This window comes from Candidatus Aminicenantes bacterium (assembly GCA_026393855.1).
GTDB lineage: Bacteria > Acidobacteriota > Aminicenantia > Aminicenantales > UBA4085 > UBA4085.
In genome coordinates this window covers 52,556-78,159 of the sequence record JAPKZJ010000070.1, presented here as the reverse complement: position 1 = coordinate 78,159, position 25,604 = coordinate 52,556, and the positions used below count along the sequence as shown (strand labels likewise).

Here is a 25,604-nt window from a genome sequence, read left to right as displayed (position 1 = left end):
GAGACGCGGCTCAGAACTTATAATGCACCGAGATCGTCGGGAGGAGGATTTTCATATTATAGACGCCGGGCATGGCGTCGACGAGCTCGGCCCCGATCGACCGCTCCTTGCCCATGAGGACCTCCACCCCGAAATCCAGGCTCAGGCCCTTGGTCTCGTAGCCGAGCCCGAAGGTCAGGACGTTGAAGTCGTAGTTGGGCAGGAGGATGGTCATCGTCTCATCGGGAGCCGGGGCGGGGTCGTTGTAGTACCCGCCGCGGATCGCCAGCGAGGGGCTGAGCTTGTACTCGGCCCCGAACCGGATCTGCACGGCGTCCCGCCAGGCCATGGGGATGGAGGTCTGGCCCGCCGTGGTCATCAACAGCGACCAGAACGGGTTCAAATAGGCGGTGTCGAGGGTCTCGATCTTCTTCCAGTTGGTATATTGGATGTCGGCCGTCACGGTCAGACGATCGGTCGGCATGATGGCGATACCGCCGGCCAGCCAAGCCGGCCAGGTCAGATCCCGGGTCATGTCCGATTCCGGCGACGCGCCTAGGATCTGGAGCTGGGACATTTCCGCCGTGCCGGAGAACTTGACGGTGCTGGAGGTCCGGTAGACCAGGCCCAGGCGGACCATCGGATGGGGCTGGAACTGCATGCCGAACGTCGCCCCCAGGCCCCAGCCGGTCTCCGATTCGGTATACTGCCCGAGATCGATGAGCCCGGGGATCGAGCCGCCGTACGTGGAGAGATCGAACATGCCGTAGTTGATGTTCAGGGAGGCGCCGAAGGTGAACATGTCGTTGAGCCGGTAGGCGATCGACGGCGCGAAGGTCACCAGCCCGACTTTGCTCGACCAGTCGAGGTTCGTGGCGCCGCCCGATAGGGCGCCCATGTCCGCGCCGTCCCAAGCGGCGCCGGACCCCGAAGGCGTGTAGACGCCCATGGCCACAACCAGGTTCGAAGTGACGGGCTGGACATAGACGGCCATGCCGCCCAGGTAGTTCTTGGTCAGGGTCTTGGCGTCGACCAGGGTCAGCGTCCCGACCGGGGCCGGATAGGAGACCGAATAATTGTACGATCCCGACGGCAGGATGTCGGCGCCGTAGAAGCCGAAGGTCTTGTTCCGGATATGGGCCAATCCCGCAGGGTTCCAAAAGAGGGAGCTGAAATCGTTGGCCAGGCCGACGTAGGCGCCGCCCATGGAGATGGCCCGGCTGCCGAGGCCGTTCAGGTTCAGGCCGTTGCCGGAAGCGAGAACACAGACCGCCAGGAGGGCGGCTGCGGTCGTTAGAATCTTGCGGATCTTCATGGAAAAACCTCCAGAATGACTCTAGCGGACGCTCCCGAGTTTGTCAATCCGGAGCGGCCGCGCCGGCCGCGAAGCCCATCAAGCCCGCTTGAAGACGAAGCCGCCTCGGCCGTCCACATCGACGACGATCGTCTCGCCCGGACGGAACTCGCCGGCCAGGATCCTCATGGCCAGCGGGTTCTGGATGTCCTGCTGGATCGTGCGCTTGAGCGGCCGGGCCCCGTAGACCGGATCGTAGCCCCGGTCGGCTAGAAGCTCCTTGGCCTTGGCGGTCAGCTCGAGGCCCAGTTTGCGGTCGGCCAGGCGCCGCCGCAGCAGTTCGGCCTGCAGGTCGACGATCCGGAGGATGGCCTCTTGGCCCAGCGGACGGAAGATGATGATCTCGTCCACCCGGTTCAGGAATTCCGGCCGGAAGTGGCCCTCCAGAATGCGCTTGACCTCGCGCTGCATGGCCTCGTAGTCGCGGTTCAAATCCTTGACCGCCTGACTCCCCAGATTGGAGGTCATGATGATGAGGGCGTTGCGGAAATCCACGGTCCGCCCTTTGCCGTCCGTCAACCGGCCGTCGTCGAGGATCTGGAGCAGGATGTTGAAGACGTCGGGGTGGGCCTTCTCGATCTCGTCCAGAAGAATGATGGCATAGGGCCGTCGCTTGACGGCCTCGGTCAGCTGGCCGCCCTCCTCGTAGCCGACATAGCCCGGAGGGGCGCCGATGAGGCGGGCTACGGCGTGCTTTTCCATGTATTCGGACATATCGAGCCGGATCAAGGCCTTCTCGGAATCGAACAGGAACTCGGCCAAGGCCCGGGCCAGCTCGGTCTTGCCGACGCCGGTCGGCCCCAGGAAGATGAACGAGCCCAACGGGCGGGCCGCATCCTGCAGGCCGGCCCTGGCTCTCCGAATGGTGTCCGAGACCGCCCGCAGGGCTTCCTCCTGGCCGACGACCCGCCGGGCCAGGCTCGGCTCCATCTTGATCAGCCGCTCGACGTCCCCTTCCAGCATCTTGGACACCGGGATGCCGGTCCACTTGGAAACGACCTCGGCAACGTCCTCCTCGTCGACCTCTTCTTTGAGCATTTTGCGGGTCTTCTGGACGGTAGCCAGCTCGGCCGTGATTCGCTCCATCTCGCGCCCGGCTTCGATAAGCTTGCCGTACCGGATCTCGGCCACCTTCTCCAGGTCGCCGCGCCGCTCGGCCGACTGCTCCTCGGCCTTGAGCGCATCCTGCCGACCCTTGAGGGCCTTGGCCGCGTCGATGAGATCCTTCTCCCGCCGCCACTGCGCCTTCAGCCCATCGCCCCTCTCCTTCAGGCCGGCCAGCTCCTTGGCCAGCCCGGCCAGCCTCTCCTTGGACCCCGCATCCGACTCCTTTTTGAGCGCCTGGCGCTCGACCTCGATTTGGCGGACGCGCCGGTCCAGCTCGTCGATGTCCTCGGGCAGGCTTTCCACGGCGATGCGGATGTGGGAGGCGGCCTCGTCCATCAGGTCGATGGCTTTGTCCGGCAGGAAGCGGTTGGTGATGTAGCGGTTGGACAGGGTTGCGGCGGCGATCAGCGCCGCGTCGCGGATGCGGACGCCGTGATGCAGCTCGTATTTCTCCTTCAGCCCGCGGAGGATGGAGATGGTGTCCTCGACCGACGGCTCGCCGACCAAAACGGGCTGGAAGCGGCGCTCCAGGGCGGCGTCCTTCTCGATGTGCTTCTGGTATTCGTTGAGGGTCGTGGCCCCGACGCAGCGCAGCTCGCCCCGGGCCAGGGCGGGCTTGAGCATGTTCGAGGCATCCATGGCCCCTTCCGCGGCGCCCGCCCCGACGATGGTGTGGAGCTCATCGATAAATAGAATGATGCCGCCGTCGGCGTCCTTGATCTCCTTGAGGATGGCTTTGAGCCGGTCCTCGAACTCGCCGCGGTACTTGGTCCCGGCCAGGAGCGCCCCCACGTCCAGAGCGACAAGCCGCTTGTCCTTGAGCGGCTGGGGGACGTCGCCGTCGGCGATCCGCTGGGCCAGCCCCTCGGCCACCGCCGTCTTGCCGACGCCCGCCTCGCCGATCAGCACGGGGTTGTTCTTGGTCCGCCGCGACAGGACTTGGATGACCCGCCGAATCTCCTCTTCGCGGCCGATGACCGGGTCAAGCTTGCCTTGGCGGGCCAGCGCGGTGAAATCCCGGGTGTACTTGTCCAGAGCCTGATACTTGGCCTCAGGTTCGGGATCGGTGATCCGCTGGCTGCCGCGGATCACGGTCAAGGCCTGCAGGACGCCTTCGGGGGTCGCGCCGAAGCGGCCCAGCAGACGGCCGGCTTCGGAGCCTTCCTGTTTCAGCATCGCCAGCAGCAGATGCTCGGTCGAGACATACTCATCCTTGAGCGCCTCGGCCTCCTTCTCCGCCCCCGCCGCCAGCGCGGCCAATCCGGCGGACATCGCGGCCGGGGCGGCCGTGCCGCCCTGGACGCGGGGCATCCGCTGGAAGACGCCGTCCAGCTCGGCGCCCATCCGGCCGCGGTCGGCGCCCAGCTTGTCGAGAACGGCGGCCACGGTCCCCCCGTCCTGGCCGAGTAGGGCGTACAGCAGATGGAGATCCCGAATCTCGGCGTGGCCGGATTCGGCCGCCTTCCGCTCGGCGGCCTGGAAAGCCTCTTGCGATTTGACCGTGGTGCGCTCCCAACGCATGCCATTTCTCCTTAACCTGTCTTGACTATTTAGATAGGTTCTAGGGCCGGAAAAGTCAAGCCGCCGCCGGTCCGGGCCGGCTTGACATTTCCGTTGAAATGGTTATTTATGGTCTTGGACGAACTCGAGGGAGCCGATCATGGAAGAGATCGAAATCTCAAGCTGGCTGACGCTGGATGCGCTGAAGAAGAAGGCGGAGGTGGCCGAAACCGTCGGCAATCTCCAGACCGGCCATAGCACATCCGTATTCTGCCAGATCGAGGACGACTACCTGGAGCTCGTCTACACCGATGCCACGACCAATTGCCTGCGCCGTTTCGAGGACAAGGACGAATTCGAATCGGCCATCGAACAGCGCAAGGAAGAGGACGGCGAAGCCGCTTATGATGAGGAGCGCGATCTCGACGAGGACGACGAAGACGACGACGAGGACGATGCTTTCGAGGCCGAGGGCGAAGAGGAAGACTACTGACGCAACCGCTCGACCAGCCGGTTCAATAGATTAAGCGCTTCCAGGGGGGTGAGGGCGCCGACCTCGCAGTTTTCCAGAGACTCCCGAATCTCTTCCAGGGCGGAGCTCTGGCGATCCTGCCCGAACAGCCACATCTGCCGCCGGTCGGGCTTGCGCTCCTTGGCGTAGGCCAGGCGCGGCGTTCCGGCGTCGTCGAGCTCGGCCTTCTCCAGGTTGAACAAGATCTCCCGGGCTCGGCTGATGACCTCGCGCGGCAATCCGGCCAGCTGGGCCACGTGAATGCCGTAGCTGCGATCGGAAGGGCCGGGCACGATGCGGCGGAGAAAGACCACCTCCCCGCCCCTTTCCTCGACGGCCACGTGATGGTTCTTGATCCGCGGCAGGGTCAGGGCGAGCTCGGTGAGCTCGTGGTAATGGGTGGCGAAGAGCGTCTTGGCCCGAACCCGCTCGTTCTCGTGCAGATACTCGGCCACGGCCCAGGCGATGCTCAAGCCGTCGAAGGTGCTGGTGCCGCGCCCGATCTCGTCCAGGAGGATGAGGCTGCGCGGTGTCGCGTTATGGAGAATGGCCGCCGTCTCCAGCATCTCGACCATGAAGGTCGACTGCCCGGCGCTCAGGAAATCGGTGGCCCCGATCCGGGTGAAGATGCGGTCCAGCAGGCCGATGGAGGCCGATGCCGCGGGAACGAAGGAGCCCATCTGGGCCAAGAGGGCGATCAAGGCGGTCTGCCGCAGGAAGGTCGACTTGCCGCCCATGTTGGGGCCGGTGATGATCAGGATCTGGTCGGCCTCGCAGTCGAGCCGGGCGTCATTGGGAATGAACGGCTCGGGGCTGACGGCCTCGACCACCGGGTGCCGCCCGCCGGCGATGGTCAGGGCGTCCCCTTCGTCGATGACGGGACGGGCATAGCCGCGGCGGGCAGCCAGTTCGGCCAGTCCGGCCAGGACATCGAGCCGGGCCACCGCGGCCGCGACGGCCTGCAGCCGTCTCGTTTCGGCGGCCACGGTCTCGCGAAGCGCTTGGAACAGGCGGGCTTCGATTTCGGCGATCCGCTCCTCGGCATGGAGGACTTTCTCCTCGTAGGTCTTGAGCTCGGGGGTCAGGAACCGCTCCGAGGAAACGAGCGTTTGCTTGCGGATGTAATCGGCCGGCACCTGGGGCAGGTTCGGCTTGGTCACTTCGATATAGTAGCCGGCCACCCGATTGTAGCGGACTTTAAGCGAGCCGATGCCGGTCCGCTCCCGCTCGCGCTTCTCCAGCTCGACGATGAACGACTTGCCGGACCGGCTGACCGCCCGCAGCTCGTCGAGCTCCGCATCGTAGCCGTCCCGGATGATCCCGCCCTCGGTCAGGAGGAAGGCGGGCTCGTCCAAAATCGCCCGGCCGATGAGCCCGGCGATGTCGCCGGCATCGTCCCAGGAGGAGCGGATTCCGTCCAGGAGCGCCCCTCCGACCGGTTCGATCGCCGCCCGGACTCCCGGCAGGGGGAGAAGCGACTTGCGCAGGGCCACGCAATCGCGGGGATGGGCCGCCCCCAGGCTGATCCGGCCCGTCAGCCGCTCCAGGTCGAGGATGCCCTTGAGCGCTTCGCGCATCTCGCCGCGGGCGATGGGGGCTCCGAGAAAAGCCTCGACGGCATCGAGCCGGGCTTCGATCCCGGCCCGCTCGGTGAGGGGCCGCAGAAGCCAGTCGCGGATCAGGCGGCCGCCCATGGCCGTCACGGTCAGATCGATGACGTCGAGCAGCGAATCCTCGCTCCGGCCGTCGCGGGCATTGCGGACGAGCTCGAGATTGCGGATGGTGGCCGCATCCAGGATCAGCCGGTCGGACGGCCGGACCAAGCTCAAACGGCCGATAAGCGAGACCGAATCCTTGCGGACTTTCTTAAGATAATAGAGGAGGGCTCCCGCCGCCGTCGCGGCTCGCGGCTTGTCTTCCAGGTCGAAGCCGTGCAGGGTGGGCGTCCCGAAATGGCTGGTCAGGGTGTGGCGGGCATGGCCGATCTCAAAGGCCCAAGCCTCGACCGGGCTCTTGAGGACGCGGCGTAGGTCGCTTCGATCCAGGACGGCCGTCAGGGCGGCCGCATCCTCCTCGCCTTCCGCAACGACGATCTCCCGCGGCGCGGCCTTGTAAAGCTCGTCCACGAGAGGCTTGAGGTCGGACTCACTGCCTTCGAGAACCCTGATTTCCCCCACCGCCAGGTCGGCCAAGGCCAGGCCCCAACCCGTCGGGCCGACATGCAGGGCAGCCACGAAGACGCTGTCCTTGCCTTGCTCGGGGTCGATCTCCACGGCCGTCCCCGGAGTCAGAACCTTGACGACCTCGCGGCGGACGACTCCCTTGGCCGTCCTGGGATCCTCGACCTGCTCGCAGACGGCCACTTTGAAGCCCTGGCGCAACAGCTTGGCCAAGTAGGAGTTGACGGCGTGGAAGGGCACGCCGCACATCGGCACGTTCTGGCGAGAGGTCAGGGCGATTTCCAGGACGTGGGCGCCCGTCCGGGCATCCTCATAGAACATCTCGTAGAAATCCCCCAGCCGGAAAAACAGGAGCGCGTCGGGGTGAAGCGCCTTGACCCGGAAATACTGCTCCATCATCGGCGTCAAGGCGGCTTTTTCCACGGGGGGATTATACCGAAAAGGGTTTTAATTTTCCTCTGCCTTGGATAAACTGGGAAAATGGAAGGAGGCTCGATGACCACGAAATCCTCGGCCCTCGCCCGGGGCCTGTCCCTGGCTGCCCTCGGAATCGTCGCTGCGATCGCCTTCGGATCGAACGGAGCGGACGTTCCGATGCCCTCGTCGCCGACGACCAATTATGGATTCACGCCCCGGCCCGAAGCCGTGGCCGGCCTCGAGGCGTCCGTCCTGCCGCTCAACGGCGCCTGGAAATTCCAGGCCGCACCGCCCCCGGCCTTCTGGTCGCTCACCGAGCGCTCCGCCGCCGCCTGGCCCCCCATCCAGGTCCCCGGCGATTGGACGATGCAGGGCTTTGCCGTCAAGCCCGGCACAGCCGCCGGCTACCTTAAGACCGTGACCATCCCCAAATCGTGGGCCGGCAGCCGCGTTCTCATCCGCTTCGACGGCGTCCAGAGCGAGGCCAAGGTCTGGGTCAACGGGCGCCCGGCCGGCGCGCACCATGGCGGGTTCAACGCCTTCGAGCTGGACGTGACCGCCCTCGTCCATCCCGGCTCGGCCGCCACCATCGCCGTCTCCGTCCAAAACGAATCGACGGCCGACGATCTGGCCAGCGGCACCCAATACGCCGCCTACCAGTTCGGCGGCCTCACCCGCAAGGCCAGCCTGCTCGCGGTGCCCGAGGTCCACGTCGACCGGCTGCGGATCCGGACCGATTTGGACGACGCCTATCGCGACGCCCGCCTGCGGGTCGATCTATCGCTTGCGAACGCCGGGCGCAGCGCCGCACGCGAAGCCCAGGTCCGTTTCGCCCTGCTCGATCCGTCCGGGAACCCGATGCCCCTGTCCACCGCGCCTCTGAGCGCCTGGGACTTGGCGCCGGGATCGGCGGTGAACAAGGTCTTCGAAGCGGACGTGCGCGATCCGAAGCTCTGGGACGCCGAGCATCCCCGTCTCCATACCCTGATCGTGACCCTGACGGTCGAGGGCCGCCCCGTCGAGACGGTTTCCCGCCGCTTCGGGTTCCGGGAAATCGAGGTTGCGGGAACGCGGGTCTACGTCAACGGGACGCCGATCAAGATCCGCGGCGTCAACCGCCACGAAACCCATCCCTTGCTGGGGCGAAGCCTCACCCCCGAGCTGGGACGCAAGGACGCGGAGCTTTTCCGGGCCGCCAACGTCAACTATATACGGACCTCCCACTACCCGCCGGCCGAGGAGTTTCTGGACGCCTGCGACGAGCTCGGCCTGTTCGTCGAATGCGAAGCGCCCCTGGTCTGGATCGGCCACGGCGCCAATCCCAAGTGGAAGATCGACGCGCCCAACGATCCGAAGTACTACCCCCTCCTCGAGCGGGCCGTCGGCGAAATGATCGCCTTCGACGATCGCCATCCATCGATCATCTTCTGGTCGCTGGCCAACGAATCGACCTGGGGCCCCAATTGGGCCAAGGTCAAGGCCTTCGCCGAGACGCTCGATCCGACCCGGCCCAAGACGTTTCACGACCAGGCTTACGGCGACTACAACAACCTGGGCTCCTCGATCATGGCCGTGGCCAATTATCACTACCCCGGCCCGCAGGGGCCCGAACTGGCGTTGAACTTCCCGCGGCCGCTTCTCTACGGCGAATACTGCCATCTGAACTGCTACAACCGGACCGAGCTGGCCGCCGATCCGGGCCTGCGCGACGAATGGGGCAACGGCCTGCAGCGGCAGTGGGAGAGGATGGCCGGCTCAGCCACGGTCATCGGCGGCGCCATCTGGTCCGGGATCGACGACGTCTTCCAATTGCCGTCGGGCCAAGCGGTCGGCTACGGCGAGTGGGGCCTGCTGGACGGTTGGCGGCGGGAAAAGCCGGAGTACTGGCACCTGAAAAAAAGCTATTCGCCCGTCCGGGTCAAGCCGGAGGTGATCCCCGTTGCGGGCCCCGGCCAACCGATCCGGTTGGAGGTCGAGAACCGCCACGACTTCACCAACCTGTCCGAGATGCGGATCGAATGGCGGCTGGGCGAGGCGCGGGGAACGGCGCACATGGACCTTCCGCCGCGGCGGAGCGGCATTCTCGCGCTGCGCCCGCCGGCCGGCGATTTCCAGGGCCAGACCTTGAAGCTCGAGTTCTGGAGCCCGCGCGGCTTTCTGGCCGAGGCCGTCGAGATTCCCATCGGCCGCCGGACCATCCCCGCGCCGCCCTTCACTGCGGCGATGGCCGGCACGATCGAGCTCAAGGAGGAGGCCGGCCGCTACATCGCCGCCGGCCCATCGACCCGGTGGACGATCAACAAGGCCACGGGCGCCATCCTGGGCGCCGAGACGGACGGGGTCCCGATCCTAGCCGGCGGACCGGTCCTGATGCTTCTGGCCCAAACCTCGGGCCCTTGTGTGACGGACTTCAGCCTGGACATCAAGCCGCTGAACGACGTCGGCTCCGCATGGACGGCGGAATCGGTCAAGGCCGTCCAGGAGGCCGGTGCGGTCGTTTTGACCGTAAAAGGGCGCTATAAAGAAGCCCGCGGCGAGTATCGGATCCGGATCGACGGCGCGGGCCAGGCCGATATCGAGTACTCCTTCGCAGTGGAAGAGAAGATGAACCCTCGCCAATGGGGGCTGGTGCTCTATCTGCCGCGCGAAATGGACAGGCTCGATTGGAGCCGCCAAGGCCTCTGGTCCGTCTATCCCGACGACCACATCGGCCGGCTCCGGGGCACCGCCATAGCGCTCGCCGCCGGACGCGATTTCCGATTTCGCCAGGCGCCCGAGTGGGCCTGGAAAGACGATCAGAACAGCCTGGGCTCGAACGACTTCCGCTCCACCAAGACCGGCCTCGACTGGGCCACGCTGACGTCGGCCAAAGGCTACGGCGCACTGTTGGCATCTGACGGCCGGCACGCTGCGCGGGCCTTCGTCGACGGCGATCGGATCGGATGGCTCATCGCCGACTTCAACACCGGCGGCGGGGATATCTTCTTCGCCCCGCATCACAAGGTCGACGACCGGCCGCTTGAAAAGGGCGCCGTCATCAAAGGCAGGTTCGCCGTCCGCCTTCTGGCCGGCCCGCGCTGACCAGGCCGAGCCTCAGAGAAACGAATACTCCTTGCCGTACCGAAGCATCTGCTGGACGTAGTCCGTGGGATATTCGACTTTGACATCCACGATCTTGCCGTTCTCGACGACCGGCGTGTAGACCACGTTGAGGAAGCCGGTATAGGGGGCCAGGTTGAGCTTGGCGTAGCGTGCCAGAACTTCCTTGTGCAGGACGGGGTCGAGGTTGACGCCGTAGGTCTCGATGAGCGCCTTGGCCGTCTCGTAGTCGCCCTCGGAAGTAATCCGCTGGATCTCGGCCAGAAGCTTGCCGTAGAGGGCCCGCAGCTTCTGGTAATCCTTGATCACGAAATAGGTCTTGCCTTCACGGACTTCCTTGGCGATCACGTTCTCGGGCAAGCCCTTCTCGTAGACCCAATGGGCGATCATGGCCCGGTTCCGCATATGGGCCTGGGTGATGGTCTTGCCGGGCTGAATCCGGACCATCTGGGTCAGCAGGCCGTTGCGGACGTTGCCGTCGTAGTCGGCCTTGGCCGCCTCGACCGAGGGCAGGAGGCCGAGCTCGATCATCTTGGGATCCATGATGTAGTAGAGGGCGAATAGATCCGCCCGAGCTTCCTCGATGGGCGAATGGTAGTTCTTGAGGGCTTCCACCGAGACGCCGGGCAGCAGCTGGCCGGAGCCGTGGCCCAGGACCTCATGCATGTCGGTATGGATGTCGCCGGCCAGGGCGCCGTACTGGCGCGACCGGGCCAGCTCTTCGGGCGAGGCGGTGAACTCGGGCCCGAACCCGGAGCTCAAGGACGACTGCGAGCCGGCGTAGGTGATGTTGCCCAGGGTCACGGACTTGGAGCCGTGGACCTTGCGGATCCAGGTGGCGTTGGGCAGGTTGATGCCGATGGGAGTGGCGGGATAGGTCGCCCCGCCCAACATGGCGGCGTTGATGACCTTGGCCGAGACGCCCTTGACCTCTTTCCGCCTGAAGCGGGGATCGATCGGCGAGTTGTCCTCGAACCACTGGGCGGCCGCCGAGATGGCTTCGGTCCGCTTGGTGGCCTCGGGGTCCTTGAAGTTGACCAACGACTCCCAGGTCGCCTTGCGGCCCATCGGGTCGTTATAGACCTCGATGAAGCCGTTGACGAAATCGACCATCGACTGGGTATCGGAGACCCACAGGACGTTGTACTCGTCGAACTTCTTCAAGTCGCCGGTCTTGTAGTATTCGATGAGCTTGCCGATGATCCGCTTCTGGAGGTCGTTCTCGGCGACACCGGCCGCCTTCTCCAGCCAAAAGACGATCTTGGCCAGGGCCGGCCCGTAGAGGCCGTCCACCTTGGCCACTTCCTCGACCACTTTGCCGTTCTTCTTGACCAGCCGCGAGTTCAAGCCGTAGGAAATCGGCTCGGGATCGTTCGGCTTGGCCAGGCCGGCGTAGAATTTCTCCGCCTCGGCCTGGGTGACACCCTCGTAGAAGTTGACGGCCGAGGTCTTGACCAAATCCTGGCTCGAGTCCTGGCCGATCTTCTTGGCGTCTACGGCCGGGTCGAACAGGATGGGCTTCAGGAAGGTCAGCAGGCCGTCCAGGGTCTGACCCTGAGCCAGCGGGAAGGCCGTCCCCTCGGTCCCCTTGGCCAGGGCTTCGAAGTATTCGGGGGTGAATTCGGGGACGAACTTGTCGTAAGCGTAATGGTGGTGGATGCCGTTGGCGAACCAGACCTGCTTGACATAGGTCAGGAACTTGGCCCACTGCGGATCGTTCCGGTCGCCTTTGTAGCCCTCGACGATGGCGTCCAGGGTCTTGCGGATGACGAGGTTGTGCTTGTAGTTCTGGGCGAAAGTGATGTCCCGCCCGGATACCGCGGCCTGGCTCAGGTAATAGATCAGCTCTTTCTGGGCCGGGCTGAGGGCCTCGAAGCCTTTGACCTGGTAGCGCAGGATTTTCACGTCGGCGAACTGGTCGACCTGCCACTGGAAGGCGTCGACCGCGGCCACCGCCGGCTCGGGCTGGGGCTCGGTTTTCTTGCAGGCGGTGATGAGGAACGCGACCCCGAAGATCAGGGCCAGAAGAACGATCTTTTTCGTCATGGCGGGACTCCTTTCGCTCGGGTTCAGGCCATCCCCTCGGCGCCTGTGCGCCTCGGGAACGACGCCCGGGGATTGTATCACCGGGTAAAAACGAAAATCAATTTTCCGGCCGCGGTCATTTTTGCAGGACCGAGGGATCATCCAGGACCCACATCCCGCGGCCGTTGGTGGCGATGACGATCATGTTGTCGCGGGGATGGATCTGGAGGTCCCAGACCGGGGCGTTGGGCAGGCCCGAACCGAGATCATTCCAGGTTCGTCCGTCGTCGGTCGAAGCATAGACGCCGAAATCCAGCCCGACATAGAGGACGCCCTTTTTGCGGGGATCCTCGCGGATGACGTTGGTCGGGCCGCCGGGCAGGTTGGAGGCCAGGCTGACCCACGTCTTCCCGTAATCGGACGACTTGTAAACGTAGGGGGCGAAATCGTCGTCGTGCCGGCCGATCAGGGTGATGTAAACCGCCGCCGGGTCGTACTTGGAGGCGACGATTGACCAGACGTGCTTGTTGTAAGGCAGGCCGTTCGTGATCTCGGTCCAAGTCGCGCCGCCGTCCTTGGTCACATGGACGCGCCCGTCGTCGCTGCCGGTATAGAGGAGCCCGAACTGGAAGGGAGACTCCGCCACTGCGGTTAGAGTCGCAAACGGGATGGCGAACGGCAGCCGGCCCTGCTTTTGCGGGTCAAAGGCCGTCAGGTCGGGGCTGATCCGATCCCAGGTCTCGCCCCGGTTCATGGAGCGGTAAAGGTATTGGAAGCCGTGATAGACGACTTGGGGATTGTGCGGGGAGAGGATCGTGGGCGCCAGCCACTGCCCGCGCAGCTCGGGTTCCCCCTCGGCCGCCTTCGGGGAGATATCCTTGTCGGTCCAGGCCCCGTCGGCATATTCCGACCGCTGCAGCCGGCCGTAAAACGTGGACGAGAACTCGACGGCGGGATTGGTCGGATCGACGGCGATGTGCGAGCCCTCGCCGCCGGGGGCCAGCTCCCAACGGACGGCCGGGAGGCGTGATCGGCGGGCGTTCCCGACGAGAGGAGCGATCCCCACGCCGCGGTGAGTGAAATGGTCCTGGACCGAGCCGTAGGCCGTGAACGGCTTGGCCATGTCCAGGGCCACGTTGTAGAACTGGATGGTCGGAATGCCCTTGTGGAAGTCCCGCCAGCTCCGGCCGCCGTCATAGGACACGTTGGCCCCGCCGTCGTTGACGTTGATCAAGTAGCTCGAATCGGCGGGGTCGATCCACAGCCCGTGGTGGTCTCCATGCAGGTTCTCATAGTAGATGCCCCGCCACGACTTGCCGCCGTCGACGGACTTGTAGAGTCCCAGGCCCATGATATAGACGGTGTTCTCGTCCTGGGGATCCACCCGGATCTGGCCGAAGACCCAGCCGTAGGTGCCGCCGAAGCCCTCCATCAGAGCGTCGGAGACGCTGACCTTGCGCCAGAACCCGCCCTGATCGTCGGAGCGATAGACCTCGGCGCCGACGATCTTCTTGCCCGTCTTGAGACGGCCGTAGGCGTCGCGCTCGCCGGCGGCGGCCTCGCGGCCGGGGTTGTGGTTGTCCACATACGCATAGACGACGTCGGGCTTGCCGGCGCAGAGGTCGAGGCCGATGCGTCCGGTCAGGGCGGTATCGGGCAAGCCCGAGTCGCAGGGCTTCCAGGTCCGGCCCCCGTCAGTCGTCTTGAACAGGCCGTCTTCTCCGCCGGGCATGGGATCGGAGTAGCGCCGGCGGATGCGGTTCCAGGTGGCGGCGATCAGCGTGTCGGGCTTGGTCGGGTCCATGACCAGATCGTTGGCCCCAACCCTCTCGTTGATATAAAGAATTTTTTGCCAGGTCAGGCCGCCGTCGGTGGTTTTAAAGACGCCCCGATCGGGATTGTCCGTCCATTCATGCCCGGTAGCGGCGACGTAGACGATGTCCGGATTCGTGGGATGGATCAGGATGCGGGCGATGGTCTGGGTTCCGGGAAGACCCATGTGCCGCCAGGTCTTGCCCGCATCGACGGACTTGTAGACGCCGGTCCCGGCGATCGAAGCCCGGAAGATGTTGGCCTCGCCGGTCCCCAGCCAGACGATATTCGGGTCGGAGTCCGCAATGGCCAGGTCGCCGACGGACAGCGTCGGAAGCTCATCGGTCAGAGGCTCCCAGGTGACGCCCGAGTTGACGGTCTTCCAAACGCCGCCGGTGGCCGAGCCGATGTAGATCGTGTGCTTCGAGCCCTTGGGCACGGCGATGTCGGTGCAGCGGCCGCCGATGATGTCGGGGCCGATGAATCGCCACTTGAGGTCCTTGGTCGGGGATGCGGCCTTCATGGCCTTATGCTGTTCGGCCCATTTCAGGCGCAGGGCGGGATCGGTGCTCTGGACCGTCTTCAGGGCCGGGCGGCCGGGAGCGGCTTTTTGCGCCGCAGAGAATCCGCTCAGGCCCAAGGCCAGGGCGAGGGACAGACAAAGAAAAATCCGGTTGCGTCGATTCGAAGTCATGGCGCCTCCCATGGGCTCTAGTCTTCTTCCCAGAATCGCGACGAACGCTTGTCCTTGCCGTTGACCGGGTTGGCATCCAGCGCCCACATCCCCCGGCCGTGCGTCGCGATGACGACGATGTTGTCGCGCGGGTGGACGATCAGGTCGTGAACGTAGACGAATGGCAGTCCTGCCCCGAGCGCCGCCCAGGTCTTGCCGGCGTCGTTGGTGACGAAGACGCCGCCGTCCGTTCCGACATAAAGAACGTTGCGGTCGACCGGGTCTTCCCGGATGACGTTGACCGGGCCGAGGGGAATGCCGGCGGCGATCGAGACCCAGGTTTTGCCGTAGTCGGTCGACTTCCAGACGTAGGCGGCCATGTCGTCGTCGCGCTTGCCGTTCTGGGTCATGTAGACCGTGCCCAAGGCGTACTTGGACGCGACCAGGCGGGAAACCCACTTCTTCGCCGGCAGCCCGGCCCCAATTTCGGACCAGGCTTTGCCGCCGTCCCGGGTCACCCAGACCCGGCCGTCGTCGGTCCCGGCATAGACGAGCCCCGATCGAAGCGGCGACTCGGACAGGGCGAACAGGGTGTGATAGGGAATATCGCCCATCTCGGAGGGGATCGGCGCCGTCAAGTCGGGACTGATCTTCTCCCAGGTGTCGCCGCGATCGAGCGAACGGAAGAGGAATTGCATGCCGTGGTAGACGATCGAGGAGTTGTGCGGCGAGAGGATGAAGGGCGCCAGCCACTGGCCGCGCAGCGGCGGCTCGTTCTCGAAGGCCCGCGGCAGGAGCGTCTTGCTGGAGGGGCGGCCGGACGCCGTACCGGGCAGGCCGTATTCGGCCCGGGCGATGGTGCCGTAGAAGCCCGCCGAATAGACCAGGTTGGGGTTGCCGGGGTCGATGGCGTGATTGGAGCCCTCGCCGCCCGGGGCATTCTCGAAGGCCTGGGCCGGGATGCGGTCGCGGCCGCGGCCTAGGTCGACCGGGGCCCGGAAGCTTCCGTGGTCCTGCATCGAGCCGTAGACCTTGAACGGGACGGCCATGTCGTAGGCGATGTCGAAGAACTGGCAGACCGGGATCTGGCTCTGGAAATAGCGCCAATTCTTGCCCTTGTCGTAGGACACGGCTACACCCTGGTCGAAGGCCTTGACCAGGTAGGAAGAATTGGCGGGATCGATCCACAGGGCGTGATGATCGCCGCCGGGGCCGGGCACGGTCCGGAAGGTCTTGCCGCCGTCGTTCGAGGCGCAGAACGGCAGGCCCATGGTGTAGACCGTGTTGTCGTCGTTGGGGTCGACCCGAATCCGGCCGAAGACCCAGCCGTAGGTGTTGGAATGGCTTTCCATGAACGATTTCTGCTCCGGCGTCAGGCCGCTCACCCGGGTCCAGGAGCCGCCCTTGTCGTCGGAACGGTAGACCGTTGCGCCCTTGATGATCCCGGCCGACGGCAGGCCGTAGGAGTCGGCTTTCTCTTCTTCGCTCGGCTCGCGGGCCTTTTCGTAATTATCGAGGAAGGCATACACCACGTTGGGCTTGGTCAAGCAGACGTCCAGCCCGATGCGGCCGCGGAAGCGGGCCTCGGGCAGGCCGGCGTTGATCGGCGTCCAGGTCCGGCCGGCGTCGATTGTCTTCCAGATTCCGCTGCCGGACGTAGTCGGCTCGTTGCGGGGATCGTTCCATTTCTTGCGCGTCCTCTGCCACGTCGCCGCGTACAGCGTTTGCGAGTCCTGGGGATCGATCCGCAGATCGATGGCCCCGGCCTCATCGGAGATGAAAAGGACTTTCTCCCAGGTCGTACCGCCGTCGACCGTCTTGTAGACGCCCCGATCGGGGTTCCGGGTCCACTCGTTGCCGGATGCGGCTACGTAAATGATCTTCCTGTCGGAGGGATGGACCACAATACGGGCGATGGTGCCCGTCCCCGCCAGGCCCAGGTGGGTCCAGGTCTTACCGCCGTCGGCGGTCTTATAGACGCCGGTCCCCGATTGGGAGCTACGGAAGATGTTGGCTTCGCCCGTCCCGACATAAAGGGTCTTCGGGTCGGAGGGATCCAAGGCCAGCGTGCCGACGGCCGCCGAAGGGCCCTGGTCGAACACCGGTTCCCAGGTCGTGCCCTCGTTATCCGTCTTCCAGACGCCACCCGAGGCCGCGCCGACATAGATCGTATAAATTTGGCCCTTGGGCGACACGACCGCGACGTCGGTGATGCGGCCGCTGATGTTGGTCGGGCCGAGGAACTGCCATTTAAGGTCTTTGTATTTGGACACCGCCTTCATCTGGACGAACTGGTCGTACCAGGCCAGGCGGAGCTGCGGATCGGTGCCGACGATTCGAGTCGGCGCCTGGTCCGGCCGCTGGGCCGGGAGCAGGGCCGCGAAGGCGGCCAGCCCGGCGGCTGCCAGGAGAACGAGCCGAGGTACTGTGGGATGCGGGGATCGCATGAGGGAAACCTCCGTTCCGAGTGAGCTCGACGCCCGGGGAGGGCGGGCTCCCGCGAGGCATTCTAGTCCCGACGCGGCCCCGTGGCAACCGGACCCGCCCGGGGAGGGCGGTTTGACCGGCCCGGGGAATTGCGCTACGCTACGCCAGCGATCATGAACGCGCCCAACGCCCTGACGACCTTCCGCATCCTGCTGGTGCCCGTCCTCATGGCCTTCCTGCTGGCCGGCTTCCGGGGCCATGAATGGTTCGCCCTGGGCGTCTTCTGGCTGGCCATGCTGACCGACACGGTGGACGGCATCCTGGCCCGGCGGACCAACGCCATCACCGAGCTGGGCAAGCTTCTCGACCCGATCGCGGACAAGCTGCTGATCACGGCCGCCTTCGTCTGCCTGGTCGAAGCGGGGAATGTCCCGGCCTGGATGGCCGTCGTCATCATCGGCCGGGAGTTGGCGGTGACGGGCTTCCGGGCCATCGCCGCGTCCAAGGGCATCGTCATCGCCGCGTCCTGGCCGGGCAAGATCAAGGTCTGGCTCGAGACCGCGGCCATCTCGCTGCTCCTCGTGAAGCCCGCGTGGCTGGGCTCGCTGGCCGGCGCCCCGCGGGTTTTTCTGTGGCTGACCATGGCCGCGGCAGTCTATTCGGCCGCGGAGTATTTCGTCAAGTACGGCCCCGGCCTGGTCCGGGAGAACCCCTAAGTCTGGGTCAGAGCGCGGCGGCCGCCGTCTCCAGCGAGTCCCGATCCTCGACGTTCGCCAGGACGAACGGGTGCGGCCAGCCCCGGCCGATCCGCTTCATCAGCCCCGACAGGACCTTGCCCGGCCCCGTCTCGACGAAGACGTCGATCCCCTCCTCGCGCAGGGTCTCCATGGCCTTGGTCCAGAGAACCGGCCGGCTGACCTGTCGCTTCAGCCCGTCGCGGGCCTCGGCCGCCGCGGTGATCCGGCGCGCGTCGACGTTGTTGACGACGGGAAAGCGAAGATCGCGGAAGGCGATCGCGTCGAGATCCGCGGCCAGGCGGTCTTCGGCCGGCTTCATCAGGGGCGAATGGAACGGGGCGCTGACCGGGAGCATCACCGACTTGGGCGGCTTGGCCAGCCGGAGAGCCTCCTCGACGGCGGCCTTGTCGCCGGAAATGACGATCTGGTCGGGGCTGTTCCAGTTGGCGACCTGAACAGCGCCCTGTGTCACATGGGCCAGGCAGGTCTCCAGCGCCTCGTACGGCATCCCCAGAACGGCAGCCATGGCGCCCGCGCCGACGGGGACGGCGTCCTGCATGTACGTGCCGCGCTTGTGGACGAGCCGGACGGCATCCTCGAAGTCGAGAGCCCCGGCCGCGACCAAGGCCGAATACTCGCCCAGGCTGTGGCCCGCCGCGACGGCCGGCTCGCGCTCGAGAAGACGGTAGGCGATGACGCTGACGACGAGCAGGGCGGGCTGGGTGTTGCGGGTCAGCCGCAGATCCTCCTCGGGGCCTTCGAAGCACAGGCGCGAGAGGGAAAAGCCGAGGACGTCGTCGGCCGCGCGGAACAGCTTCTTGGCCTCGTCGGCATAGTCGTAGAAGCTCTTACCCATGCCGACGGCCTGGGATCCTTGTCCGGGAAATAGAAAAGCGGCCTTCTTCATCGCGATCTCCGGTTTCTGCTCTATTTTAAACAGTCGGTTCTAATCTCCACTCCGGCTTGATCCCTCAGCGCGTCGATCCAGGCCGTGGCCTGGGCTTCGATCTTGGCCTTCTTGATCTCGGCTTCGATGGCATCCAGGACCTCGACCAAAGGCCGCGCCGGCTGGCCTTCGGCCTTCCGGGCGGGAACGTAAGTCTCGGCATAAAAGGATTCGATTTCCCGCAGGCTGACGCTGACCGTCCGCAGAAAGCGATCATCGAGGGTTTTTCGGAACAGCACCTTCTCTTCGATATACGGACGGACGCCGGCCTCGTTCATGCCCAACCGGTCCAGGCTGCTCCGGATTGAGGCCGCGCCGGCCCGGGCCAGGAGCTTCCGCCATTCCGCGTCGACGGCCGCCGGATCGGGCGCCGCGGCGGAAGGGCGGACCTGATCGACGACGAGCTTCTGGTCGATCAGCAGGTTCAACAGGGCCGCTCGCCGGGCGGCTGGGGCGGCGGTCTGGGCCTGGCTTTTCGGAGCGCTCGGATCGGCGGAGATGACCCGGGGGGCCACGGCCACCCGCTCGAATAAACCAAACGCATCCGCCACCTCGACGTCGAATCGGGTGATGATTCCGCCGTTGACCACGGCCGCGACGCAATCCACGGGCCGATTCTGAGCCGCCGCGGGAACAGGCTGGAGGAGGAATCCGGCCGTGGCCGCCAAAAGAAGGATGTTTCGACGCATTTTAGAAGACGTCCCCGATGGTGATGAAGATTTTCATCCGGGCCTGCCCGGCCGGCGCGTTGAGGTTCCAACCGAGATCGAAGCGGATCGGGCCGAGCGGCGTCCGGTAGCGCAAGCCCGCCCCGACGGCATTCTCCAAGCCGGCTAGGCTGAAATCGCCGCGGTGGGCGAAGACGTTGCCGGCGTCATAGAAAACGGCGCCGGTCAAGGCCGGCAAGGAAGGCAGCAAGGGGAAACGCAGCTCCAGGTTGAAAAGGACAATCGCCTTGCCGCCGACCGGCATATCCGAGCCGATGTCTTTGGGTCCCAGGCGGTCGAAAGACCGGCCACGGAAGGAGTTGCTGCCGCCGGCGAAGAACCTCTCGTGGATGGGGATGCGGCCCATGGCCAATCCGGCCCGGCCCGTCAAGCTCAAATTCCAGCGGCCGAAGAGGGGTTGGTAAACCTGGCCCTTGACGAAGGTCTTGACGTAATCCGACTCGACTTTAAACAGCGGATAAGCCCATTCCAGCACGCCGCTCAGGAAAGTCCCCCGCTCCGGGTTGAAAGAATCATCGCGCCGGTCGAGGAGGAAGGTCTCCGAAACCGAGGTGGCCGAGTAGGGAAAGAACTGGCGGTCGACTTCGTTCGCCGCGATCTCCAAGGAATTCAGGGTGGTGCTGGCCCAGCGCAAGGTCGTCAGCGAAATCCAGCCCGAGGCCAGGGTCCGGGACCCGCTCAGGCTGATGCCCCGGCGGTCGAACCCATAGCTTTCCCGGGCCTCGCTCTCCGCCCAGCCGTTCAGAGTGATCGGCATCGACCAGCCGAACAGGAACGGCTCCTCCCAGGAGACGACGGCCCTCTTTTCCCGCTCGCTGAACTGGCTGATCAGGCTGAGCTGGGCGGCCCGTCCGAAGACGTTGCCGCGGGTGTATTCGGCCGTGGCTCGTGGTCCGATGACATTCTTGGCCAGGTCCAGCCGCATCGGTTCGTTCTTGGTCTCCAGTCCCAATCCCAGGCTGACCAAGTTCCGTTCGCCCTCGCGGAGGTTGATGACCAAGTCGACCGTCTCCGGGCCGGTCGGGACCTCTTCGATCTGGATCTCGGAAAAGACCCCCAATCGCTCCAACTCCCGCTTGGACTCCTGGATGGCTTCGGCCCCGGCCCAATCGCCCTCCCGCAGCCGGAGCTGGCGGTCGATGAGACGCCGCTGGGTGATCGGGGAACCGGCCACCACGATCCGTTCCACCCGGAGGCGGCGGCCTTCGACGATGCGGAACTCCACCGTATGCCTGTTTTCGGCCACCGTCTCGACGGCGGCGACGATCTTCGTATCGCGTACGCCCCGGTTGGCGTAAAAGGCCTCCAAGCGGCCGACGTCCCGTTGAACGGACGGCGAGACATAGGCGCCGCCGGCGGCGGCCGTCACCTGGGTCAGGAGCTCCTCCGCCGTAAAGAGCAAGGCTCCGGTTGCGGTGACGCGCTCGATCGTCTGCCGGGGGCCTTCCACGATGGTCAACACGGCGTCGGTGGCTTGATCCGCCGATCGGAAGCTCAGCTCGGCCCGGGCCTCCGGGAAGCCCTGCGATTTATAATAGTCGATAATCCGGCTCGGCAAGTCATAGACCGCCGCGCCGCCGAGCGGGAGCCTGGGCGTTCCTCCCAGGGCCCGCTTCAGATCGTCCGGAGCGAAGTGGGTCGCGCCCTCGATGACAACGTCCCGAAGGCGGACCTTCTCCCCCGGCACAGCCTCGTGGATGACTCGAATCTCCTCCGGCGTGCGCTCCATCCGGGAACGGATCGCGGCGAAGAGGTAGCCGTCGGCTCGAAGGTCGGCGAGAATGCGGGCTTCGGCCCGTTCGACGGCCCAATCCTCGAAGACAGGCTGCTCCCAGATGGCGCGGAGGGGCGCTTGATCGACTTTCGCTCCCCTGACCTCGATGACGATCCGCTCCTGGGGGACGACGAAAAAATTCAGGGATACGGTGTTGTCGGATTCGTGGAAAACCCGTCCCCGGAGTGAGATTTCGGCCCGCGGATACCCAAGATCGTTGTAAGCGGTTTTCAAGCGGGCCAGATCCGCCTCCACTACCGTCGGATTGTACGGCTTCCCCGGCTTGGTTTTGATGAGCCGGGCCAAGGTGGACGGTTCGGCGATCGGCCGGCCCTTGAAACCGATCGCGCTGACGGTGAAGCGCGCGCCCAGGACGATTTCGAACAGGACGTCCACGGCCGGGCGGTCCTTGACCCGGCGGGCCGAGCTGATGACGACACCGTTCAGATAGCCTTCCCGACGCAGCGCCTCGCGCAGCTCAGCTTCGGCCCGGACCCGCAAGTTCTCCGTGTAAGGGGCGTCGGGACGGATGGCGAACAGGCTTTCGCTGAGCAGTCGGGAGGACACCCCGTGTCCGCCACGGAACGTCACCGCTCGGGTGGTCAGCCGGCGCTCCAACAGAACGGTCAGCCGGATGTCCGTCCCTTCCCGACGGAGGATCTGGATATCCGCGAAAAGGCCGGTCCGGTAAAGCTGTCGGAGAGCGGCGTCGCAAGACTTGGCCGAGAAGGCGAGGCCCGGCGCGATCGGGACCAGGGCCGCGAAATCGGCGTCGGCGGGGAGGCCGTCCACAAACACGGAGACGGACGTCACGGTGGCCGAGGCCTGACCGGCTCCGGCCGGAGCGGCTCCGATCAGGGCAAAGATCAAGGCCAGGGCGGCGACGGCCGCGGCCCGGACAACCTTAGAACCGCTTGCGAACCTTGACATCGAGGCTGAGCCGCCCGCGCTCGTCGCGGACGGCGACGAGAGCGAAGCTTTGAGTGAAGTCCCATTCCAGCCGGATGAGGTCTTCCCTCTGGCTGGTCAGGTTAGTCGAGTATAAGAGGATGATGTTGCGAGAGATCTTCTTGCCCACCGTCAGGCGAGCGGTCATTTCCGTGGACGCCCCCAGAACGAAGGGATCGATTCGCAGGCTGTCCAGGGCGAAGAGCTTCTCGGCCCGCTTTTGGGCCTGCTCGGCCAGCTGGAACGACAGCAGCGAACCCGTTCCCATTTGCGCACTGGCCTCGTAGGAGTATGTCCGCTTGAAGGACTCGCCCAAGGCCAGCAGAGCCAGAACATCCTCGGGCGGAAGCGGCGGCGAAGAAGCGAACTCGGGCTGAAGGCGGTCCATCCGGCCGCTCAGGGAGAACGTAACGCGGTAATCCTTGAGGAACGTCTCGCCCCGGAAATCGAGATAAGGCTCGATCGAGGCGGGGTTGAAGAAGCTCAACCGGCCTTTCAAAATCCGGAAAGTCCGACCTTGGAAAAAGACTTCGCCGCGCAGGGCTTCGATCTCGCCCAGCACGACGGGAGCCTCGACGGTGCCCGCCAGAGTCAGATCGAAACGGCTCTGGATCCGGCCCATGGCGTTCTCGAGGAGCACGTTTTCATCGGCCCGCAGGCGGATGTCGAGCGCCAGTCCGTCGAACAGGGATCGTCCCGCCTTCGGCTCGAGGCGCGGCGAAAAGGCGAAGACGAGCTTGTCCGAGAACTCTCGGCGCCAGGACAATTGCCGGACGTCCACGTTGCCCGATAAGGCCAACCGGCCGTTTGTCCCCTCCAGGCGGAGGCCGATATCGGCCAGCATGCGTGTCCCCTCGATCAGGACCAGCGTCAGGCTCCGGCCGTCGATGGAAAGATCCGCCGTTTCCAGGCCCTGGCTGCCGAAACGCACTTCGCCCGTACCCTGGACTTCGCCGCCGGCCAGCCGGCCTTGGAAAGACCGCAGGGCGGCTTTGTTGTTCTGGACGCGGATGAGCGCGGAAAAATCGGTTAGAGCGTGGGGGAAACCCGGGATCGGCAGGAGCTTCCCCTTGATGTCGACGGCTCCATCCACCTGAATCCCCTTCCCGCCGCCCCGGACATCGGCCAGAAAGTCGAGCTCGGCCTGGACACCGGTCAAGGACCCGAACAGGGCGGGGTTGAGGAGATGGCCCCGGGCCGAAAGAACAAATCCTTCGCCGCCCCCGGGGGCGGTGAACGAAGCCGAGATCTCGTTTCCGCCCGGGTCGAGCTTCCCGGCCATGCGAACCATAGGCCGGCCGGCCTGGAACCCGGCTTCAATTGTACCGGACGCGTCCGCCGGCCCGAAGGCGCGGAAACCCAAGCCCTTGACGGCGAAAGGGCCCTTGGCGAATTCGCCGTCCAACGAACCCCGGCCGGCCAAGGCGAATCCCACAGTGCCTCGCAGGCCTTCGGTCAAGCCCGCCAGGTCCATGCCCTCGGCTTTTAAGTCGGCGTCGTATGTCTTGTCCGCGAAGCCGATGCGGAGGCGGCCGAAAACCCGGCCGCCGAATAAGCCGGCCTCGAGATCCGTGAGCCGGATTTCCGATGACGGCGAACTCCATCCCAACCCCGTCGTGACACCGGTCAACCGCAGGCCGGCCGCCTCCAGAACATCGGCTTTCAGGTTCCCCGTCAGCCCCAGCCCCGCCGGCGAGGATCGGATGGTCAGGTCGCCGGAGGCGCGGCCCTTGAACGGAAGCGACAGATTCAGGGCGGTCAGAATCCGCTCGACCTGGGCATCCTCCACCTGGGCGCGGACGACGACCTCCCCGCCTTTGACCGCCAGCCTGAGGTCGCCTTTGGCGTCCGGATCATCGACCTTAAAAAGGCCCGTCACTTCGCCCCCGGCGACTTCGAGCAAGCCGTCGACGGCGGCGGCGTTGAACGCGGCAAAACCGGCCGGGGCCAGCGAGAAGCCGATCTTGACCTGGGGGCTTCGAAACGGCCCCAGGATTTTGACCTCGGTCGTCCCTCGCCCCCTGATCTCCGGGAACCGGAGGGGATCCCGCAGGATCAGCGAAGTGAACGCCCTGGCCTGCCGGACGTCGGAGACGTTCCCGTTGAGGACGACGCCGACTTCACCGCCGATCTCGACCCGGCCCGAGGCCCGCAGGGTGCCGAAGACGGTCTCGAGCTTTTCCGAGCTGAAATCGAGCCGTTTTTGGCGCCCGTTCCAGGTCAGGTCGATCGGGCCGCGGAAGGCGAACCGCCCGGAGGCCGGCAGCGCGGCCGGATCGTCGACGAAGGACGCCTTGACCCGGACCAGCCCGCTCTCGACCCTGAAGGTCCCATCGACCGGGGAACGGACGGGCCAGGGAATCCGGAAATCCTTGACGATCGGGTCGACCCGAAAGCCTTTGGCGGTTCCCTCAACGAGACCGGGCCGGAAGTCGATGTCGACACTTTCGACCGGAGCGGATTCCTTGTGCAGCGTAAGACGCAGGGTTCCGCGCGGACCCGGGCTCATGATCAGAGGCCCCTCGACGCGGCCGACGAGATCTCCGTTGAGGCGCAGCGCGGGGCTGCGGACGGAGGCACTCACGGCCAGCGCGCCCGCGGTATTGGACACCTTGCCTTCGGCCTCGAGCTGACCGTCCCAAATAAACGGAAGATTCAGAAAATCGGCCAGGCGGCCCGCCGGCGCGTGAACCAGGGCCTGAAGATCGTAGGTCAGCCGGTCGGCATTGAAAAAGAGGCCGTTCAGCTTGACCAGGATGTCGGGGCCGTCGAAGGTCAAGCGGTGAAGGGAGAGCCGGTTGCCCCTTCCTTCAACCAGGCCCTGGATTCGGCCATTGACGGGATGATCCATGGCCTCCGCCCGGACGGTGGCCTCGGGCGCCAGCACTTCAAGCGTGAAGCTGTCCTTGACCTGCCGGAACGCCGCTTTCAGGCCCGTCGCCCGGACGGATACGCCCCGGCTCCAATAAGAAAAATCGCCGTTCAGGATGTAGCCGCTCTGGATGGAGAAGGGCAAACGCAGGTCGAGTTTGGCGGGCGGCCGCGATGGGTCGGCCTCGTAAAGCCGCACAACGGGCTGATCGATGAAGACCGTCAAGGGGCGGTCTCGTTTGAACAGGGTGAGGTATGAAAAGCGCAGGACGACCTTCTGGGCCGAGAAGTAGGGCGAAGCGGTGGCGGACCGGACATCCTCGAGGATGATGGCGGGAGGAATGACGGTCAGCCGGAGCTTAGCATAGTGAAGCGTCGACTCGATCCGGACCCGGATTTGCCGCAGGACGATGTTCTTGACGACGATCCCCGCCCCGACGAGCAGCGCCAGGATCGTCAGGGAGACGACGAAACGGCGAAGCCTGCGGAATTTATTCATCTCGATCGGGCCACACT

Annotated in this window: 13 protein-coding genes; 3 read left to right on the top strand and 10 right to left on the bottom strand. The window is 65.4% G+C overall.

The window, feature by feature from the left end:
• Positions 1 to 10: 10 nt before the first annotated feature.
• Entirely contained in the window at positions 11 to 1,294 is a 1,284-nt protein-coding gene (locus NTZ26_08080; GenBank protein MCX6560460.1) for an outer membrane protein transport protein, read from the bottom strand.
• A gap of 78 nt (positions 1,295 to 1,372) precedes the next feature.
• The gene (gene clpB / locus NTZ26_08075; protein ID MCX6560459.1) at positions 1,373 to 3,961 is read right to left on the bottom strand and encodes an ATP-dependent chaperone ClpB; all 2,589 of its coding nucleotides are present in this window, start codon (positions 3,959 to 3,961) and stop codon (positions 1,373 to 1,375) included.
• 139 nt (positions 3,962 to 4,100) lie between these two features.
• Here clpB and NTZ26_08070 point away from each other — a divergent pair, with 139 nt between their 5' ends.
• Positions 4,101 to 4,433, top strand: a complete 333-nt coding sequence (locus tag NTZ26_08070; protein MCX6560458.1) for a hypothetical protein — start codon at positions 4,101 to 4,103, stop codon at positions 4,431 to 4,433.
• Here the strand turns inward: NTZ26_08070 and mutS are convergent.
• Positions 4,427 to 7,030 (bottom strand): DNA mismatch repair protein MutS, encoded by a 2,604-nt coding sequence (gene mutS, locus NTZ26_08065; protein MCX6560457.1) that lies wholly within the window; start codon positions 7,028 to 7,030, stop codon positions 4,427 to 4,429. The two genes, NTZ26_08070 and mutS, sit on opposite strands and share 7 nt — an antisense overlap.
• 96 nt (positions 7,031 to 7,126) lie before the next feature.
• Between mutS and NTZ26_08060 the strand changes: the two genes are divergently transcribed.
• Entirely contained in the window at positions 7,127 to 10,129 is a 3,003-nt protein-coding gene (locus NTZ26_08060; protein ID MCX6560456.1) for a glycoside hydrolase family 2, read from the top strand.
• A gap of 12 nt (positions 10,130 to 10,141) precedes the next feature.
• On the opposite strand, the gene NTZ26_08055 is transcribed toward NTZ26_08060, so the two are convergent.
• The 3 genes from NTZ26_08055 to NTZ26_08045 form a co-directional block, all read right to left on the bottom strand.
• Positions 10,142 to 12,193, bottom strand: coding sequence for a dihydrofolate reductase (locus NTZ26_08055; protein MCX6560455.1), 2,052 nt, complete (start codon positions 12,191 to 12,193; stop codon positions 10,142 to 10,144).
• A gap of 115 nt (positions 12,194 to 12,308) precedes the next feature.
• Positions 12,309 to 14,678 (bottom strand): hypothetical protein, encoded by a 2,370-nt coding sequence (locus NTZ26_08050; GenBank protein ID MCX6560454.1) that lies wholly within the window; start codon positions 14,676 to 14,678, stop codon positions 12,309 to 12,311.
• 17 nt (positions 14,679 to 14,695) lie between these two features.
• A complete protein-coding gene (locus NTZ26_08045) occupies positions 14,696 to 17,104 on the bottom strand; it encodes a hypothetical protein (GenBank protein ID MCX6560453.1) in 2,409 nt (802 codons plus the stop codon).
• A gap of 153 nt (positions 17,105 to 17,257) precedes the next feature.
• Between NTZ26_08045 and pgsA the strand changes: the two genes are divergently transcribed.
• Complete coding sequence (pgsA, locus tag NTZ26_08040; protein ID MCX6560452.1) at positions 17,258 to 17,800, top strand: CDP-diacylglycerol--glycerol-3-phosphate 3-phosphatidyltransferase; 543 nt, start codon at positions 17,258 to 17,260, stop codon at positions 17,798 to 17,800.
• A 7-nt stretch (positions 17,801 to 17,807) separates the two neighbouring features.
• On the opposite strand, the gene fabD is transcribed toward pgsA, so the two are convergent.
• The 4 genes from fabD to NTZ26_08020 are packed head-to-tail and all read right to left on the bottom strand — an operon-like array spanning position 17,808 to position 25,587.
• Positions 17,808 to 18,728 carry an ACP S-malonyltransferase gene (fabD, locus tag NTZ26_08035; GenBank protein MCX6560451.1) on the bottom strand — a complete coding sequence of 307 codons (921 nt, stop codon included), beginning with the start codon at positions 18,726 to 18,728 and terminating at the stop codon, positions 17,808 to 17,810.
• A gap of 20 nt (positions 18,729 to 18,748) precedes the next feature.
• Entirely contained in the window at positions 18,749 to 19,456 is a 708-nt protein-coding gene (locus tag NTZ26_08030; GenBank protein MCX6560450.1) for a hypothetical protein, read from the bottom strand.
• 1 nt (position 19,457) lies between these two features.
• The gene (locus NTZ26_08025) at positions 19,458 to 22,199 is read right to left on the bottom strand and encodes a BamA/TamA family outer membrane protein (GenBank protein MCX6560449.1); all 2,742 of its coding nucleotides are present in this window, start codon (positions 22,197 to 22,199) and stop codon (positions 19,458 to 19,460) included.
• Positions 22,174 to 25,587, bottom strand: coding sequence for a translocation/assembly module TamB domain-containing protein (locus NTZ26_08020; protein MCX6560448.1), 3,414 nt, complete (start codon positions 25,585 to 25,587; stop codon positions 22,174 to 22,176). Before NTZ26_08020 ends, NTZ26_08025 begins: the two co-directional genes overlap by 26 nt.
• Positions 25,588 to 25,604: the final 17 nt, after the last annotated feature.

Bases quoted from the DNA above. Each gene is read 5' to 3' on its own strand.
- NTZ26_08080 (MCX6560460.1), bottom strand. From the start codon at position 1,294: ATGAAGATCCGCAAGATTCTAACGACCGCAGCCGCCCTCCTGGCGGTC.
- clpB (MCX6560459.1), bottom strand. From the start codon at position 3,961: ATGCGTTGGGAGCGCACCACGGTCAAATCGCAAGAGGCTTTCCAGGCC.
- NTZ26_08070 (MCX6560458.1), top strand. From the start codon at position 4,101: ATGGAAGAGATCGAAATCTCAAGCTGGCTGACGCTGGATGCGCTGAAG.
- mutS (MCX6560457.1), bottom strand. From the start codon at position 7,030: ATGATGGAGCAGTATTTCCGGGTCAAGGCGCTTCACCCCGACGCGCTC.
- NTZ26_08060 (MCX6560456.1), top strand. From the start codon at position 7,127: ATGACCACGAAATCCTCGGCCCTCGCCCGGGGCCTGTCCCTGGCTGCC.
- NTZ26_08055 (MCX6560455.1), bottom strand. From the start codon at position 12,193: ATGACGAAAAAGATCGTTCTTCTGGCCCTGATCTTCGGGGTCGCGTTC.
- NTZ26_08050 (MCX6560454.1), bottom strand. From the start codon at position 14,678: ATGACTTCGAATCGACGCAACCGGATTTTTCTTTGTCTGTCCCTCGCC.
- NTZ26_08045 (MCX6560453.1), bottom strand. From the start codon at position 17,104: ATGCGATCCCCGCATCCCACAGTACCTCGGCTCGTTCTCCTGGCAGCC.
- pgsA (MCX6560452.1), top strand. From the start codon at position 17,258: ATGAACGCGCCCAACGCCCTGACGACCTTCCGCATCCTGCTGGTGCCC.
- fabD (MCX6560451.1), bottom strand. From the start codon at position 18,728: ATGAAGAAGGCCGCTTTTCTATTTCCCGGACAAGGATCCCAGGCCGTC.
- NTZ26_08030 (MCX6560450.1), bottom strand. From the start codon at position 19,456: ATGCGTCGAAACATCCTTCTTTTGGCGGCCACGGCCGGATTCCTCCTC.
- NTZ26_08025 (MCX6560449.1), bottom strand. From the start codon at position 22,199: ATGTCAAGGTTCGCAAGCGGTTCTAAGGTTGTCCGGGCCGCGGCCGTC.
- NTZ26_08020 (MCX6560448.1), bottom strand. From the start codon at position 25,587: ATGAATAAATTCCGCAGGCTTCGCCGTTTCGTCGTCTCCCTGACGATC.